Annotated in this window: 14 protein-coding genes; 7 read left to right on the top strand and 7 right to left on the bottom strand. The window is 44.9% G+C overall.

Annotated elements, in window-relative coordinates; all coding sequences use genetic code 11:
* Positions 1-21 precede the first annotated feature (21 nt).
* From ACYQ3Q_RS08110 to ACYQ3Q_RS08120, 3 genes are all read left to right on the top strand, one after another.
* A complete protein-coding gene (locus tag ACYQ3Q_RS08110) occupies positions 22-1,821 on the top strand; it encodes a hypothetical protein (protein WP_459928098.1) in 1,800 nt (599 codons plus the stop codon).
* Positions 1,822-2,023: 202 nt separating this feature from the next.
* Positions 2,024-2,989, top strand: coding sequence for a CgeB family protein (locus ACYQ3Q_RS08115; protein ID WP_459928099.1), 966 nt, complete (start codon positions 2,024-2,026; stop codon positions 2,987-2,989).
* A gap of 114 nt (positions 2,990-3,103) precedes the next feature.
* Positions 3,104-4,123 carry a glycosyltransferase family 4 protein gene (locus tag ACYQ3Q_RS08120; protein WP_459928100.1) on the top strand — a complete coding sequence of 340 codons (1,020 nt, stop codon included), beginning with the start codon at positions 3,104-3,106 and terminating at the stop codon, positions 4,121-4,123.
* A gap of 30 nt (positions 4,124-4,153) precedes the next feature.
* On the opposite strand, the gene ACYQ3Q_RS08125 is transcribed toward ACYQ3Q_RS08120, so the two are convergent.
* Complete coding sequence (locus tag ACYQ3Q_RS08125) at positions 4,154-4,432, bottom strand: hypothetical protein (RefSeq protein WP_459928101.1); 279 nt, start codon at positions 4,430-4,432, stop codon at positions 4,154-4,156.
* Between the two features lie 155 nt (positions 4,433-4,587).
* On the bottom strand, positions 4,588-5,403 hold the full coding sequence (locus ACYQ3Q_RS08130) for a DUF6385 domain-containing protein (RefSeq protein ID WP_459928102.1): 816 nt from the start codon (positions 5,401-5,403) through the stop codon (positions 4,588-4,590).
* A 141-nt stretch (positions 5,404-5,544) separates the two neighbouring features.
* Between ACYQ3Q_RS08130 and ACYQ3Q_RS08135 the strand changes: the two genes are divergently transcribed.
* The 4 genes from ACYQ3Q_RS08135 to ACYQ3Q_RS08150 are packed head-to-tail and all read left to right on the top strand — an operon-like array spanning position 5,545 to position 12,313.
* Positions 5,545-7,533, top strand: a complete 1,989-nt coding sequence (locus ACYQ3Q_RS08135) for a glycosyltransferase (protein ID WP_459928103.1) — start codon at positions 5,545-5,547, stop codon at positions 7,531-7,533.
* A complete protein-coding gene (locus tag ACYQ3Q_RS08140; RefSeq protein WP_459928104.1) occupies positions 7,517-9,277 on the top strand; it encodes a glycosyltransferase in 1,761 nt (586 codons plus the stop codon). The genes ACYQ3Q_RS08135 and ACYQ3Q_RS08140 overlap by 17 nt, the downstream gene beginning before the upstream one ends.
* Positions 9,267-10,640, top strand: coding sequence for a glycosyltransferase (locus ACYQ3Q_RS08145; protein WP_459928105.1), 1,374 nt, complete (start codon positions 9,267-9,269; stop codon positions 10,638-10,640). The genes ACYQ3Q_RS08140 and ACYQ3Q_RS08145 overlap by 11 nt, the downstream gene beginning before the upstream one ends.
* On the top strand, positions 10,640-12,313 hold the full coding sequence (locus ACYQ3Q_RS08150; RefSeq protein ID WP_459928106.1) for a glycosyltransferase: 1,674 nt from the start codon (positions 10,640-10,642) through the stop codon (positions 12,311-12,313). Before ACYQ3Q_RS08145 ends, ACYQ3Q_RS08150 begins: the two co-directional genes overlap by 1 nt.
* Before the next feature lie 14 nt (positions 12,314-12,327).
* Here the strand turns inward: ACYQ3Q_RS08150 and ACYQ3Q_RS08155 are convergent, their stop codons facing one another.
* The 5 genes from ACYQ3Q_RS08155 to ACYQ3Q_RS08175 all read right to left on the bottom strand — a co-directional run bounded on the left by ACYQ3Q_RS08155 (position 12,328) and on the right by ACYQ3Q_RS08175 (position 16,495).
* Positions 12,328-12,633 (bottom strand): hypothetical protein, encoded by a 306-nt coding sequence (locus ACYQ3Q_RS08155; protein WP_459928107.1) that lies wholly within the window; start codon positions 12,631-12,633, stop codon positions 12,328-12,330.
* 136 nt (positions 12,634-12,769) lie between these two features.
* Entirely contained in the window at positions 12,770-13,786 is a 1,017-nt protein-coding gene (locus tag ACYQ3Q_RS08160) for a DUF6385 domain-containing protein (RefSeq protein WP_459928108.1), read from the bottom strand.
* Between the two features lie 72 nt (positions 13,787-13,858).
* Entirely contained in the window at positions 13,859-14,938 is a 1,080-nt protein-coding gene (locus tag ACYQ3Q_RS08165) for a DUF6385 domain-containing protein (protein WP_459928109.1), read from the bottom strand.
* Positions 14,939-15,346: 408 nt separating this feature from the next.
* The gene (locus ACYQ3Q_RS08170; RefSeq protein WP_459928110.1) at positions 15,347-16,093 is read right to left on the bottom strand and encodes a UPF0280 family protein; all 747 of its coding nucleotides are present in this window, start codon (positions 16,091-16,093) and stop codon (positions 15,347-15,349) included.
* Entirely contained in the window at positions 16,094-16,495 is a 402-nt protein-coding gene (locus ACYQ3Q_RS08175; RefSeq protein ID WP_034140499.1) for an NIL domain-containing protein, read from the bottom strand.
* Between the last annotated feature and the right edge of the window lies 1 nt (position 16,496).

Below are 16,496 nucleotides of genomic sequence, written 5' to 3' on the forward strand. Positions count from 1 at the left end.
TAAGCCGTTGTTCCCCCTCTTATGAATAGATTGTTTGCCTTTTCCGTTAAGAAAGGGCCGTCCAATACGGCCCTTTCTTTCTACGGGAATGGATCACTTGTTGACGATAATACAAAGGAAGTGATCGTATTGGCTTTCTTACCTCGTAACACCTTAACTCCCCTTCTCTTGACGTATGAAAATGACTCCTCGTATTTGAACATCGACCCTCAAGGATGTGCCCTTTTCAAGGAAAACAGTCAAGAACCCTTCTATCGAATCCAGGAGCCATTACTTTTAGCTCATGGAATCATGACAGATTCTAAAACCATTCATCTTGTCGTTCTAAAAACAAGTGGAGATCTGTGTTACACTCTCATTTCTGGTGCGGGGACACCCCAGACAACACTAATCGCTAAATTAGACGTGCGCGGCACAAGATACCGCCGGCTTTTTCTTTTCCCACAAGGTAAGACGATACATATCTTTTACGCTTCAACGCATCAATCCATACCCGAACTTTGGCGTATAGAACATCGTTTTTGGAACGGCACCTTATGGCGCAGCACTCATATGGGCGAAGTTGTTCACTCTCGAGAACCCCTTTATCACGTTAACTTAGATAGTCAGGGAAACCTTCATTTCTTAACTATAACCTTTCAGGGTCGATATTCTCTGCTTTTTACGAACCGTTTTAACGGAACATTTCACATATGGGGCTCTCCTACTGAAACCCTACGAATTACAGGTGAAGTTATCGATATGGCTACACTGATGACCTCGGACAACGCTCATCATCTCTATTGGGTCGTAAAAACTCCCACTGGACAGTTTGAACTGCGCTCTGCCCAACAGATAGATGCCCATGATCTGACTAGTACTTGGCATCCATCACCAGCCCCCATCAAAACCTTCAACACTCCTATTAAAAATATTGGTGCCTTAGAAATCAATGGAATTCTTTGGCTTCTTGCCTATACAGGAGAAGAGATCCTCATGCAAAATGATGGAACCGGATGGAAGCTAGTTTCCTCTCATACCCCTTTCCATCAGCTCTTACAATGGGTGCATAAAGGCAGAAGGAATTTTCATCAAACTTACTGGTTAGAAGATCAAGGGGTGAGACACGCTCCGGCATATTACCACGAATTAGGCTTCAGTATTCATCAGCAGACTCCTTCGTCCACCCCCCATAAAACCATTTCCACCCAAGCTTTTCAACCTGCACCGCCTCCAGTACCCGCTTTCTATCCTGAGCAACTATCGTCCCATTGCGATCCACTTTCGGCGGCTTCTGTCATGGAGAATATTAGCACGGCCATCCCCTCAAAAATTGCCCCACTTGAATTAAGTAACCCAAACCTTGATGAAGTAGCAACAAACCCCGTTGCTGATTTAGAGGAGGTCTCTATGACAACCACTACCCTTGAAGTGCCCAACGCTCCTGAAGTATCTGAAAAACCTACGAAGGAAAACGAAGAACTTCAATCTTTAATCAAAACCGTCGCCTATCTCGAGCAAGAAAACTCTCTTCTCAACCTTGCTGTTCAAGACATGCTTTCCAAGTTTGATCAAATCATAGGAGTTATCTCGGAGAATGCTCTTCAAGCCAAACAAGAAGCCGATCTCCCGCCGTTTGATGAACTGGAACCCGTCAAAGAGGCTATGTCCCATCTTAAAAAAGAAACTCAAAGTCTAGCCCAAGTACTGCAAGTCATGCTAGTTAAACAAGAAGAGCGTGATTCTTCACTCGAGAAGCTGGAGACTCAACTTAGTCAGCTTCAATCGGAAAAAGACGATGTGAAAAACAAAGGGGGTTTTTGGAACAAATGGATCACCTAGATTTAACAACCAATCTTGCCGAAATTCTATCTACGTATCCACAGACAGTAAAAGTTTTTCGAAAATTCGGTATTCTGACCTCCGGTTGAGGGGCCAAAAGCTTACTCAATATGAGCGTGGAGCAGGCTGCTCAACGATACCATATTAACTCTGCAACCCTGATTAAAACTTTGGAATTTGCGATAGAACAATCGAACCATCAATGGAGACACTATTAATGAACGTTCTGTTTTTGAATGATTCTTCCTTGTTGTGTTATGGATTGGCCTCGGGTTTTTCTCCAATGGATGACATCCGTTATATCCCAGTCCACCAATCTGGCTGGGAAGACCGTTTGTCCGCAATGCTCCGGACTTGGAAGCCCAATTTCGCCTTAGCTGAGGGTGTTTCGATTTCCACGATAGCTCAGAAACTATTTCCTCTTTTACGCCGTCATGCTCTCCCTCTCGTCTATTGGGCTATTGATGATCCCCCAGACTGGCGTCGTATGTCCCGTCCTCTGGCACGCGGAGCCAGTCTGGTTCTTACCCCCGCTCAAGAATGTCTCCCCCTTTATCAGAGGGAGAAACTACGCGCACTTTTTTTCCATTTTGCCTGTAATCCATCGTTTCATCACCCTTCTGAACCGTCGCCGGAGTATACCTGCGACTTACTTCTCGTTGCTAATTACTATACCTCATATCCCCAACGGAGAGTGGGGCTTGAAATAATCCTAACTCCCTTACGTTCGGGACCGTTTGATTTGAAGGTTTTCGGTAACGAACACTGGCTTGCGAATACGGACCGTTACACGTTAGAACCCGGAAACTATCAAGGATATTTGCCCTACGACCAATTACCTAGCGCATATTCTTCAGCTAAGATTGTTCTAGGCTTACACTCTGTGATAGACTCTCCCACGATGATGAGCATGCGAACCTTTGAAGCCTTAGGTTGTCGAGCCTTTTTTCTAACGCACTGGTCCCCAGCCATTGAACATACGTTTAAAAACCATGTGCATCTCGTCTGGAGCCGTCATCCCGACGAGACGATTGAGCTCGTGCGTTTTTATCTTAACCGTGAGGACCTCCGACATAAAATTGCCCGTCAAGGCCAAGAAGAAGCCTACCGCAACCATACTTATCAACACCGCATCCAATCTATCCGCCAGTCTCTCGAAAGGTTATAGACCCTTGAACTTCCTAAATATCTATTTTTCTGTATTTACAATCCCTTTAATAATTCCTTTCTTTCACACTATATTTGCAATCCCTTTTAATAGTATCTTTAGGGAGGATTCCTTATGAAAGTACTTTTCCAAGCTCGCCCGGACTTCATGAAAACCCCTGCCGGCGATACTGTACAGATGGTTTCGACAGGGCAAGAGCTTAAAAACCTCAGGGTTGAAGTGCATCTTTCCTCTGACCCTAATCTTGACCTGTCTCCCTATGACTTAGTTCATATTTTTAATATCACCCGCATTAAAGAAAGTTATATGTTCTTTCTCAATGCCCAAAAACAACGAAAAAAGATTGTTCTCTCTCCCATTTATTGGCCTCCTAATGCTTACTTTAAGCGGGAAGGCGCAAGTCCCAATGCCCTTGCAGTCTGGAAACATATGCAACCCATGCGGGCTCGACTCGTGGGGGAATGTGATCTCTTGCTCCCCAATAGTCAGATTGAAATGGACGTTCTCCGACAGGACTTCCCGAAATCCGCCGCTTATGAAGTGATTCCGAATGGGTTTCCAGATTCATTTATCGGCGCAACCCCCCAACTCTTCCAGGAACAGTTCCCTGACATCCCTACAGAATTTGTGCTCTGTGCAGCCAGGATATCACCAAGAAAAAACCAGCTTTGGTTGGCAAAGGCCTGTCAGGACCTGGGTCTTTCTCTCGTTCTCCTGGGACCTGTTAATGACCTACCTTATTATAGAAGTGTGACGTCTTATTCAAATGTCACCCATCTGGGTACTCTGCAGGGAGCACTTCTTGCTTCAGCTTATTCCGCCGCCAAAGCTCATGCTTTACCCAGTTGGTTTGAAACCCCAGGCCTATCCAGCTTAGAAGCTAGTGCCTGCGGCACGGTTGTCATTTCGACGGACCAAGGAAGTCCTAAGGAGTATTTCCGGGATATGGCCCTTTATGTGCACCCACAAGATGACCTAAGCTTACGTACTGCCCTTGAACAATCCTTTAATGCCTCTCCCCTGCCCTTAATGCAGCACGTACATAACCATTATTCTTGGTCCAACGTTGGCAAGATGACGTTGGAGACTTATCAAAAAGTCCTTTGTAGCTCTTTAGAGACTATTATCCCGTAGGATGCAATGGGCTTGATCCGTAATTCGAGGTTATCTATCAGAATCAATAAACGAAAAAGAAGAAGGGTCTTTCCTTCTTCTTTTTCGTTTATCTTTGATGCGATCCACTGCCTTTTCCGCCAATGTTCTCAGTTCGTTTTTTACCCGTTCTACTTGCACGCTTACATTTAAAAAATCAAGCACACCGACGACTGCTCCACAGTCTGAGCACTGTACAAAGAGCAGTGCTCTCGTCGTCCCTTCAAGATTATTAGCGTGGACAGCCTCAAATTGAGTGCATCCACATTTTATACAGCAGGATTGCGCCATACTCACACCCCCTAAAATTTCCATACTTTCTTGTCGTAATAGTTTATGCTTTTATAAGATAATTGCCTCTACAGCAGCTAATTATTATCCTTACATTTTAAGAGCCTGGAATCTCCAGGCTCTTGAGCAAGTAAGCTATTCATAGAGGTTCTATACTACAACTCTCCCTGGAAGAAAACATTCAGGGTAACCGCACTCGCCGCATTCACAGCACTATAGTATACTCGCGCATACTTTAGGAATATTGAAGATACTAACGTCGTTAAGGCGTTCTGGTTAATCGTAACAGGGCCTGCCTCATTTAACCAGTTAGTCCCATCCGGGCTAATCTGCATTGTTACTAAAGCTTGGGCGTTTGCAGCTAATGAGGCGTTGACAACGCCGAAGGTCCAGGTTTCAACACCTAGGACGGTGTAGGTCGTATCCCCACTCCCTGCAGTATCAGTGATATTGGCAAGAGTAGCGGATACATCTGTCGTCGCGCTGATCATGGCAAGTCCCGCGGATGTGATAAGCAGACCACCAGTCGGCGGGGTTATCGCTAAACCACCCGTTGGAGGGGTGATCGCTAGACCGGACGCCGGCGCAGTTACCGTCAATCCATTCGTCGGTGCAGTGATTGCCAAGCCCGTTGACGTAATCGTTAAACCGTTGGTCGGCGGGGTTATCGCCAAACCACCCGTTGGAGGGGTGATCGCGAGACCTGATGCCGGCGCAGTTACCGTCAATCCATTCGTCGGTGCAGTAATTGCCAAGCCCGTTGACGTAATCGCTAAGCCGTTCGTCGGTGCAGTGATTGCCAAACCCGTTGACGTAATCGCTAAGCCATTCGTCGGTGCAGTGATTGCCAAGCCCGTTGACGTAATTGTCAGGTTACCCGAGGAATCCGTGTTTAACGCCGCATTATTACCACCGAATATCTTGACCTTGGCCTGATCAGGGTTGTCTTGGAAAATCTTAAAGTTCGCCATGCTCTATTCTTCCTCCCTTTCCTATTCTATCCAGAATTTTCCAGATTACATACTACATGATATTCTCTATCTCGACGGAAAGTTTCTGTTTTAGTATGCATATATTATTAAAACGAAAAAGAGATGAGAGGCAAACAAGCTATGGCGGAAAAAATTAGTTTATGCATGATTGTAAAAAATGAAGGACAAAACCTAAGCCGGTGCCTAAATAGCGTATCGGGCATTGTCAATGAAATCATTGTCGTTGATACGGGTTCTACTGACTCTACGTGTGACATCGCTCGACAGTATGGCGCAATCCTTCATCATTTCCTCTGGAACGATAATTTCAGTGATGCCCGGAACGCCTCCTTGGAACTCGCTCAAGGGGATTGGATATTATTTTTGGACGCAGACGAAGAGTTATCGCCCGATAGCCGGGAGATTTTAATCCGCTTAATTGAAAATGAAAATGTTGAAGGCTACTTTGTAAAAATCATGAACCACCTCGGGCAAGAAGGTTGGATCGAAACTGTTCCAGATCTTGTGTTTCGGTTCTTCCGCAACAAAAAGGAATATCGCTTCCGTGGTGCGATTCACGAACAAATCGCCGATGTCATTCTGGAGAAAAACTCCAAGGCCCGTTATCAGGTTGCAGAGGATCTTCTGATCATCCATCACGGTTATTTAGATGAAGTTATTAAGGAGAAAGATAAGAAGCACCGTAACCTGACGTTGATTGAAAAGGAACTAGAGCTAAACCCGAATAATCGATTACTCCAATTCCATTATGGCGTAGAACTTTTCCGGGCCGAACGGTATGCAGAAGCGGCCGCCGTCCTAATCCAGTCTGCAACGGACATTGATCCGAACACAATCTACCTTCCCAAGCTTATACGCTATATTGTGATCGCTCAGCAATCTTCAGGCCAACTAAATGAGGCACTCAATTCTGCTGCGCTCGGCCTCAGGCTCTTCCCCAACTATGCTGATCTTTACTACTATACTGGTCTCATCCTGCTGGACCTTAAACATTATTCTCAGGCACGCAATGCCTTTCTCCAAGCCCTATCCATGCCTGAACAACCACCGCAATACGCCTCCTTTGGCGGGATCAGAGGTTTTAGGTCTTACTATTATCTTGCTCAAATTGCGGAGTCCTTTTTGGACGAAGAAGAAGCGCTCAAGTACTACATCTATAGCCTGCGCGACAACCCCAACTTTACCCACGCGCTAGAAAGTCTGGTTGGCATTCTAAAACCAACCAAAGAACCCGAATATACGATGGAATGCCTAGAAAAGGTCTGTGATTTCTGCACTCCTGCAGCTAATCGACTTATGGGGGACATTTATTTTAGACACGGAGCCTACGGTCTAGCCTTAAAGTATTTGGACCAAGCTGAGGACGGGTTCCCCGTTTCATCCGATATCAAACTGAGAAAAGCGATCTGTCTCATTCAGGAACGGCGATTCTTTGAAGCATTAAGGCTCCTTGAAGATTTCCCCCCAGAAAGTCCTGAATACCCGATTGCTACGGTCAATAGGCTATTCTACTTCTGGATTCAGGACAAATCCCAAAAAGTCCGAACCCTCTGGAAAGAACTTCATGCATTTGGATTAGCCCAAGATACGGAAAACGTTATTTCCTTATTTCTAGCCTATTCAGGAGAAAACGCTGCTTCTCCTCAAATAATTTTGGGGCCGGAAGGGATGTTACTTTTGCTGGATATTGTCCAACGTTTGATCGCAATGCGAGAATTTAATCGGGCAATGTACTTCTTACATTCTCTGCACCCAAATTGCTTGATCGAATATTACCTGAAAATTGCCCAACTATTGATAGCCTATAGCGAGGAAAGCAGAGGCATCCCCTTTTTACAAACATTGATCAGAACGAATCCATCGGCTGAAGCGCATTTTCAGCTTGCCGAAATCTACTCCCAGCTAGGACAGCTTACTGAAGCAGAGAACCATTATAAACATGCCGTTGATATCGACCCAGAGACTCCTCGCTACTATATTCGTCTCATTAACCTCTATACTGCTTGGCGGCAAAACATCCTGAATGAAGCCTTAGCAAAATACCCCGAAAACTACGTTTTCAAGAAGTTATCGGAGGAGGTCTCGTCCAGCCATGAACGAGCGAATTAGCCTCACTATGATCGTAAGAAATGAATCCGCTCATTTATCAGAGTGCCTCGAAAGCGTTAAAAATGAAGTGGATGAAATCGTTATCGTTGATACAGGGTCTACCGACGATACCGTCAGCATTGCCCAGCGTTATACCCCAAATGTCTACTCCTTTCCTTGGAACAACGATTTTAGTGCCGCCAGAAACTTTGCCATAGAGCATGCTTCAGGGGATTGGATCTTAGCTCTGGATGCCGATGAAGAAATCCAGTTTCAAGGTCCGAAGAACCTTCACGCTCTGCTAGACAGGGAAAAAGGTAAAGAAGCTTTTTTGCTCCCTCTTCTTAATCCCGTCTCAGATTCAACAGGCGAGTATAATACCTTTTATGTTCTCCGGTTGTTCCGTAACAATGGGAGCTATCAGTATGTCGGTAAGATTCATGAACAGGTCTCCCTTCCAGACCAACAAAAAGTCAGCTATGCCAAGAGCCCTATCCTAAAGCATAAATCGTTGCCTCTCAAGATACGGCATCAAAAGAGAACCCGTAACCTTAACCTGCTGAAAAAAGCCTATCAAGAAGACCCTCATAACCCTTTTTTACACTATTACCTTGGCGTAGAGTGGCTCATGCTTGGTAAACCGGCTTATGCACTCCCGTTCTTACAAAAAGCCTACTACTGCCTATCCGACGAAAACTTACTTTTTCGAGCACCTGCTCTAAAGTACCTTATCTTATCCTTCAGAGCGTTGGGCCGTCTCGATGAAGCCCTCTCCCTCTGTCTCGAAGCAAGCCTTCACTACCCATCATTTACAGACATCTTTTATCTAGGGGGCCTTCTCTTCGAGGGAAAGGAAGAATACCCTATTGCCCTAAAGTGGCTTGACCAAGCCATTACTTGCGGTAATCCCCCAGCTTTGTTCAACCATCTGACCGGTTCAGAAAGTTTCCTAGCTTACTATCACTTGGGTTTTTGCTACGAACGGATCGGAAAAATTCTAGAAGCCAGAGAGGCCTATGAAACAGCGCTTAAGCTCAACCCAAGCTATCCTTACCCTCTTTACTCTCTCTTTTTGATCTTGCTTTGTGAAAAAGGCTCCTCTCTTAGTTATCAACACCTTGAGGATAGCGGAATTCTTAATGACCCCCTTCTTTGCCTCACCTCTGCCGATTTATTTTTCCTTGTCGAAAATGTGGAACAAGCCTATCTCTGTTTGGAAACCCGTAAAAACGTTTTCCTAAAGGATGAACGGTTCCCTTTTTACTACAGCAAATATTGCATCTATTCCGGCAGAGTAAACGAAGGATTTAACTGCTTGCGCCAGATGACTGAGGATCACTCTTTTTACAATGCTGCCCAGACACTATCGATGGTGGCGCTTATTCTGCTCGGTGATTTTCAAAGCGCTAGAACCTTGGCAATCTCGCTCTGGAAACATCCATCAACCCGGTGTGAGGCGCATATTTTTCTGTGTATTATTCGATTTATGCAAAAAAACACACTTCCCACACCTCTGCTTAAAGTACGAGAAACGGAAATTCTAAACCCCACTCTTGAACTGTTGGCGGACTGTAAGCGTTATTGTTCTCATGATTTCTTTCTTAATCCCCTCCTTGCCACTTACTGCCAGGCCCTTGAGTCCATGATAAAATCCTCCGAAAAAGGATTCCATCAACTTCTTGATGACTCTGAGCAACGATTACTGGAGCTAAAAAATCGATTTGGCGCCAAGTTCGGGAATAGTGGGATGGGTCATGAAAACTAAAATGACCGTGAGCTTATGCATGATCGTCCAAGATGAAGAAGACTGTCTTCTGGCTGCACTGCAAAGCGTCCAAGGTATTACGGATGAACTAATCATTGCTGACACGGGAAGTAGGGATAAAACTCCCCAACTGGCCCTCGCCATGGGGGCAAAACTATTTAACGTCGCTTGGACGAATAATTTCGCTGAAGCTAGAAACTTTGCCCTTCAACAAGCGACATCAGATTGGATCTTAGTCCTCGATGCAGACGAAATTCTGGAATCGATCGACCCTGAGATCTGCTCAGAACTCTTATCCAACGATCAAATTGAAGGCTATTTTCTGCAAATTAGAAATATCCTTGATTCAAGTGAAGTGGATCAACCTGTATTCAGTGATCAGGTTGTGCGTTTATTCCGAAATAAGCCTCATTATCGATTTGAAGGAGCCATTCATGAACAAGTAGCCCCTTCGATTCTTAGAGCCAATAACGGCAACGGGTTAGCCTCAGCACCTCTCACGATTCATCACTTTGGTTACCTAAAAGATCGCCTACACTCTAAAGAGAAATTTACTCGAAATAGCGAGATCATCAAGAAGGAACTCAAGCGGAATCCGGACAATCCCTTCCTCCTCTACTGCCTTGGGCTGGAGTATTATCAACAAGATTCTATCTCTGAGGGACTAAATCAGCTTTCAAAGGCCCTACTGCGCATGTCGGGTCACGAGGGGTATTTTGAAGATGTTCTCCTCAATATGGCACTTGGCTATCTCCGTCTTGAAGAAATCACTCCATTAATTGACTTTCTAAGTAAAGCCTTAAGAATGTACCCCGATCACGCGGATTTCCTTTTTCTCCGTGGTACCGTTTACTTCCAGCAAGGGAACTACCCCCAAGCAGCGGAGGATTTAGAACGATCTCTGAGTATCGGAACAATTAAGCTAGCAACCTTTTACCAAGTGAGTTGTCTCCTAGGGGATGTCCATCACTCTTCCGGGAATTTACAACAAGCGTACGAGGCTTATATTCGTGCCCTCGAAGCTTCCCCTACATCCTCTTATCCTTGGCAACAACTCATCCGCCTGATTCAGAAAGGCTACCCGATCGATTATCTATTGAAACACTCTATGCAGGCAGCGGTCTGGCCAAACATTGAATCCAGTCAAGCTCTGCTTTATGAATACGCCCATAAGCTCTTGACGCTCGCCCTTAAAGAAATCCATTTGTGTAGTGTGATCATCGAAGGAAACGACATGGAGTCCACTTATTTCAACCTAAAAAATCGAGTTGAGAGTGCTTTGCAAGATGCCCTCCTCATCCTCTGTCACATTTTAATTGATTCTAGGGAGACTAATGGGTTCCAAGGAAGGGAGCATATATAATGAACGATCGTGTTCTCCTAGCCAGCCCCGTTAAACAATATGAACGCATCCTCTCTGAATTTTTGGATTCACTCCTGCATTTAGAGACAAGCCAAGTGAAGCTTGATTTCATTTTGATTAATGACCATAATGATCATACTCTTCTTAGCCACTTTGCCCTCGAACGACCGAATGTCCGGATTTTCCCTGGTGATACCGAGGAAGATTATCTTCGTGATGAGTCAACCCACTATTGGCGGGAGGATTTAATCTGGAAAGTGGCTCGCTATAAGGACCATTTTATTAAAATCGCCCTTGAGGAAGGATACGATTACCTTTTTCTCGTCGACTCCGATCTCTACCTAAATCCTAAGACCTTAACTCATCTGCTTTCTCTGGAAAAGGATATTGTCTCAGAAGTCTTTTGGACACGGTGGAAACCTGAGCTCATTCCCCTCCCCCAAGTATGGTTGGAAGATCAATATACTCTGTATGAATCGAGAAGAGGGGAACCGCTTAGTGACGAGGAAATCACCCAAAAAACTCAGGAATTTCTTCAGATGCTCACCCGACCAGGCACCTATAAAGTCGGAGGTTTAGGAGCTTGTACCCTCATTCGTCGTCACGCCCTTGAACGAGGAGTCTCTTTCCAAGAAATCTACAACTTAGGGCTCACCGGCGAAGATCGCCACTTCTGTATTCGAGCTGCAGCCTTAGGACTTGAACTATATGCTGATACGCATTACCCACCGTTTCACATCTATCGAGAATCCGAACTGGATAGCCTGACTGAATACAAAGAAAACCTGGCTTGCGCCAAGCCTCCAGTCGCCGGCAAAAGCCAAGTTCAAGATAACTCATGCGCCGGTCATGGAGGGCCAAGTGTCCCTGCAGCCATGGATGGCGAGAAGGTACCCAACCAAAACTTACACTTGCAATTAGACCTCCCCCTGAACGATCAAACCAAGTTACCCACTCTTCACACTGTAAGTCCCGGTAAAATAACTCTAGCGATGTTAGTTCGCAATGAAGCGGGTCGCCACCTAGAAAGGGTCTTAAAACAGACCACGGCGTACATTGACCACGCTGTTATCTTAGACGATGCCAGTGAGGACAATACAGTCGAGCTATGCCAAGGGATCTTGCAGGGAATTCCCTTGACCCTCCATTCAAACAAGGAACCCCTGTTCCATAACGAAATACTCCTTCGGCGACAACTCTGGCAAATGGCCGTAAGGACCAATCCGGAATGGATTGTCATCTTGGACGCGGACGAACTATTCGAAGAGAATGCTCCAAAACAACTACGAGAGTTATTATCCTACTCTTCCCAGGTCGATTACCTGAGCTTCCGTCTGTTTGATCTGTGGACGGAAACCCAATATCGGGACGATTCACTTTGGCAAGCACACAAATGGTATCGTCCCTTTATCGTGCGCAATATTCCCAACTTCCAAGCCCAATGGCAAGAAACCCCCCAACATTGCGGGAGGTTTCCCAAAAATATCATAGACTTGCGCGGAGGCACTAGCTATCTTCGAATCAAACACCTGGGCTGGGTCAGACCCCAAGACCGCTTAGCGAAATATTACCGTTATCAAAAACTCGATCCCAACGGCACTTATGGTAATTTAGAACAATACCGCTCAATCTTAGACCCCAGCCCCAATCTTGTTGCATGGGAAAATGATTAAATATCCTTACCCGCTTAACTCCTCTTATTCTTACTAAAGCTATGGAAAAAGTCATGAGCAAAGTTCGACCCTTTACCGATCACAAGCCCTGTGATCCCAATCCCGATTAGAGGATTTGCAATCTTAACATCTAATAGATCCAAGGCATTAATTCCACTCTGGAAAGCAAGGAGTACACCACATGCTAAACTCAATAATTCTAAAGTAAGGGGCTTAAATTTATCTGGAAAAATCGGAATAGTACATACAATTCCTTTAAAAATTTCAACGACTTTTTCTACCACAATCGCTAAGAAAACGACCAACGTGATTCCGTCCATAGCCATCTTCTCCTCTGAATCTAGGTTTTCTTTTGATGTACTCCATTATATTCCAGTGTAACTTATAACGTTCGTTCATAATTGACTCCATATTTGTTGTTCCACAAGGGGAAGGGGGTTTACTAAATAATTTTTTCTATACTTGAGCCTGGAACCAAATCCTGAGCGGATTAGGGAATTCAGAACGGTGAATTAAACGTACATAACGCAGAAAACGATTCGGGGTAAAAACGGCAAGTGCCCCCGACAATATCTCGCATTCCAAATCATCCGCAGTCCAGATAACTCCATCTGGGCTGATTTGTAACTGCACAATTGCTCCTTCTGTTCCAGGATTATGGACTGCATAAGAATAAACGCTTACCTCAGATACATCCTTTGGCAAGGTAGGAACAAAAATTATAGAGCTAGTAACCGTTTCTACACTTTGAACATACCTTCTTCCAGACATCTTAATTTGAACTAAACCCTCCAAGGTTGAGGCAATGGAATTTCCATCACTTGCGAAAATTTTGATGCCGTCACGAGACGGTGTCAAATCCCGTAAGTCTGCTATAATAGGTGTTCTCACATCGACAGGTATGGGAATCGGGCTAACTAGTCTTACCGGGACAGGTGTTTGAATGACCCCGATGGAATCGATGTGACGGACATATAGTTGCCCCTTCTCATCAAGCCGTAATTCTCGCTTAGGGTAGAGCCTCCATCCTTGAATCTCGTGAACTGTAACCGTTCCCTCACCGAGAATTCCAACCTCAACTCGTAATCCGGTCACTCCTGTTGGTGTGGAAAAAACTCGGGAATATTCTTCCGGCTCTGAGCTAGGTCGCACGGAAAATAATAATTGGCTCACAGCACCGAGATTTACTCGTATATAGCAAGGAACCCCGGCTGGCTCCGTCTCTAGAATGACTTGTATTTCCCATCGCTGTCCTTCACCAGCAGGTATCGCGACATTATTCTCAAGAATAATGCCCGCTCTTGGCCCTGACGGATGAACAATCTTAATAGCCCTTGGGCCATCAGGTAAGCCAGTCCACTTCCACTTTGTTGCCGAATCTCCGCCCGTTTGAACCCATCCGTCCGGAAAATCCGGATGACTTTCTTGCCATAACAAGAAATGACTATTATAGACTTGATTTGTTTCAGTCATTTCCGCGCCCCCACCTTTAACCGCTTTAAAATCAAATGAATTTAAATTATTCAATATTTTATGTATACGTACCTAATTTTGAGCCTGAACCCAAATTCTTAATGTGGTTAAACCCTCTGCCTCATAGGCTAACCTTATATACCTCAAGAAATTTTTAGGGGTGACAATGATTAACGTTTTAGGTTCCACCTTTTGTTGATCCCCCTCTAACGCCCAATGGATTCCATCTGGGCTTAGCTGAGCCTGTACATCAGCGTGGTGAGTTCCAAAATTATAAACCGCAAACGAAAAGCGCGGTAACGCCGAGACATCACGTATTGTCGTAAATAATCTGGTCTGATCGGCAGTTACGTCCTCTAGGCTTTCATGAAACCCATGTCCGCTAATTTCAACTTGCGCTCGACCGGAAATTGAAGTAGCTAAAGGAACTTGACTGCTTCCGTAAATTTGCACCCTGTCACGGATAGGTGTCAGATTTCGAGTATCCGCATTAACATTCGCTTGGACGGTGACTGGGATTTTTAAGGGAATAGGCATAGCAAGTTGAATCGGCTTAATTATTTCTCCGATCGTCTGGATAGAACTAATCTGGCGAATCTCTGGTCTTAATCTAATAACTCGTCTTTTCATACGGTTGGGAGAGAGGGAATAAGCGATTAGTTTAAATAAATAGAAAGTCCCTTGACCTAAAATACCCGTTTCTAAGCGCAAAGAATGGATATTAGAACCAACACTAATGACTTGTTTGAACTGCTCTTGCTGCACATGTAGTTCCTGTTGTTCATGCTCCAATCCTACTCTAAAGGAGTATTCCCATGGCTTAGATACATCTCCATTCGACAAAACGGGGTATAGGCGCAAATAGGCCTGAGCTTCAGGTATACTACGTTTAAAAACAATTGTCACAAGCCACTCCTTCTCTTTTTCTACGTTAAGAGAAGCCTCCTGTGTTTGAACGACTCCTGCTCTGATGGCAGTCGTATTGCTGATTTCTAAAAAGGTCTCCGTGGATTCGGGGCTAAAACTCCATCTCGTTTCATGATTTCCTCCAATTTGAAGCCACGACTCAGGAAACTGAAGTCGCCCTTTACTAAGTTTCTGAAAATCACCATTATAAACTGCATTAAACATCCCTTTCAAATTCCTTTTCATTTTAACCCTCCACTGCCGGGCGATTTACAAAGCACTTTCAACATATCCTATCGATTAACCCATAGAAATAGCACTTAATCTACTTTAAAAGTGCCAAAAACAACTCATGGTCCTATTCAATGCAATTGCCCTCGCGCGAAAAAGGGGAGCTGGCCTTTCATCGAACTGTCCTCCCAAAAAGTGGGCATTGATTCCTCTCCTAATTCATGCTAAATTTAGGTTGTACAAGTTATCTAAATAAGAACCTAAAGACATTAGCGCAAAAACTTTAAACCTCCCGACGGGGAGGTTTCTTTCTTTGTATTTGGTTAAATAGTTTACATAAATATAACAGGAAGTGATTAGCCCTACTTGGCCAATCACTTCCTGTTAGAACCAATACCTTCAATTTATGACATGCTACTCACCTTAAGCCTTCATAGGGATTAACTTTACACTTCCCCATACCGCCAAACGATCGTCTTTAATAATTAATACACCCATAACTCCTTTGATCTCTGCGGCAAATTCTAGGGCACTTTCTAAATCGTCTAACGTTTTAACAAGATTCCCAGTAGCTGTTGCTACCGCATCTGCCAAGGGGACTGAGGAAGAGATCACGACTACGGCATCCGCTTTGCCGAAGCTCAAAGAATGCCCCACTTTACCTGATGACGTACAAATCCCTAGGGGGGTTTGTTCCGGTCGAATCTCAAGCGCCACTCGATTTGACAACGGCGAATCCCCTGCAAATATCCCAACCTTGCGAATGCGACTCGTACGCAAGAAGATATCGCCGCCATTTTCCACAATCACGTCCCGGGAGCGCTTGGCAATCGATTTCCCCACTAACTCGGCCACGGCCCCGGCGACCGCCGCCATTGGACCCACACCTGCAAGACGACCGGCTTCCGCCATAGTCTGGACAATTAAGGGGGCATTTGGCAATAGTGTATAAGGTGTTAAAGCCTTCACAAAGCCGGGGTCTCTCTGGATATAATCCTCAAGCGGTCTACGACAGGCCCGAATCGTCTCCTCTACCCATTTCAGCAAGTCTTTTGTAAGCCGTTCTTTCCGCACCCCAATATCTAAATCTGTTTCCCCCACAGTCACTTGAAAATGGACCAGATCCTCCTGGCGATGACGTTGCCGATAACTGCGTTCTACGAAATCCAATTATAGACGGACCTCCATTGCCTTCATAGGGCAGACTTTTGTACATAGTTGACAGAAAACACATTGGTCCCCATCAAAGAAGACTTCCATAGAGGGACGCTCCATATATAAGGCACCGGTCGGGCAAATGCCAGTGCACACCCCGCACATCACACACTTTTCTTCATTTCGTACAATTTCTTGGTTAAGGTTCTGAACTGAAACTCCCAGATCACGCAAATAGCTTAGTCCTTCTTCACTTTGGTCCCCGGTAACCTCTAAGATCATGGTTCCTTCTTTTTGCGGGTTTACGTCCGCTTTAACTATATTGACCACTAAGTCATAATCTTTAACCAAACGATAGACTATGGGCTTTACCGAAATGTCTGTTCCAAAACGTAAAACTATTCTCTTTGGCGACACT

The sequence above is a fragment of the Desulfosporosinus burensis genome (assembly GCF_054657535.1).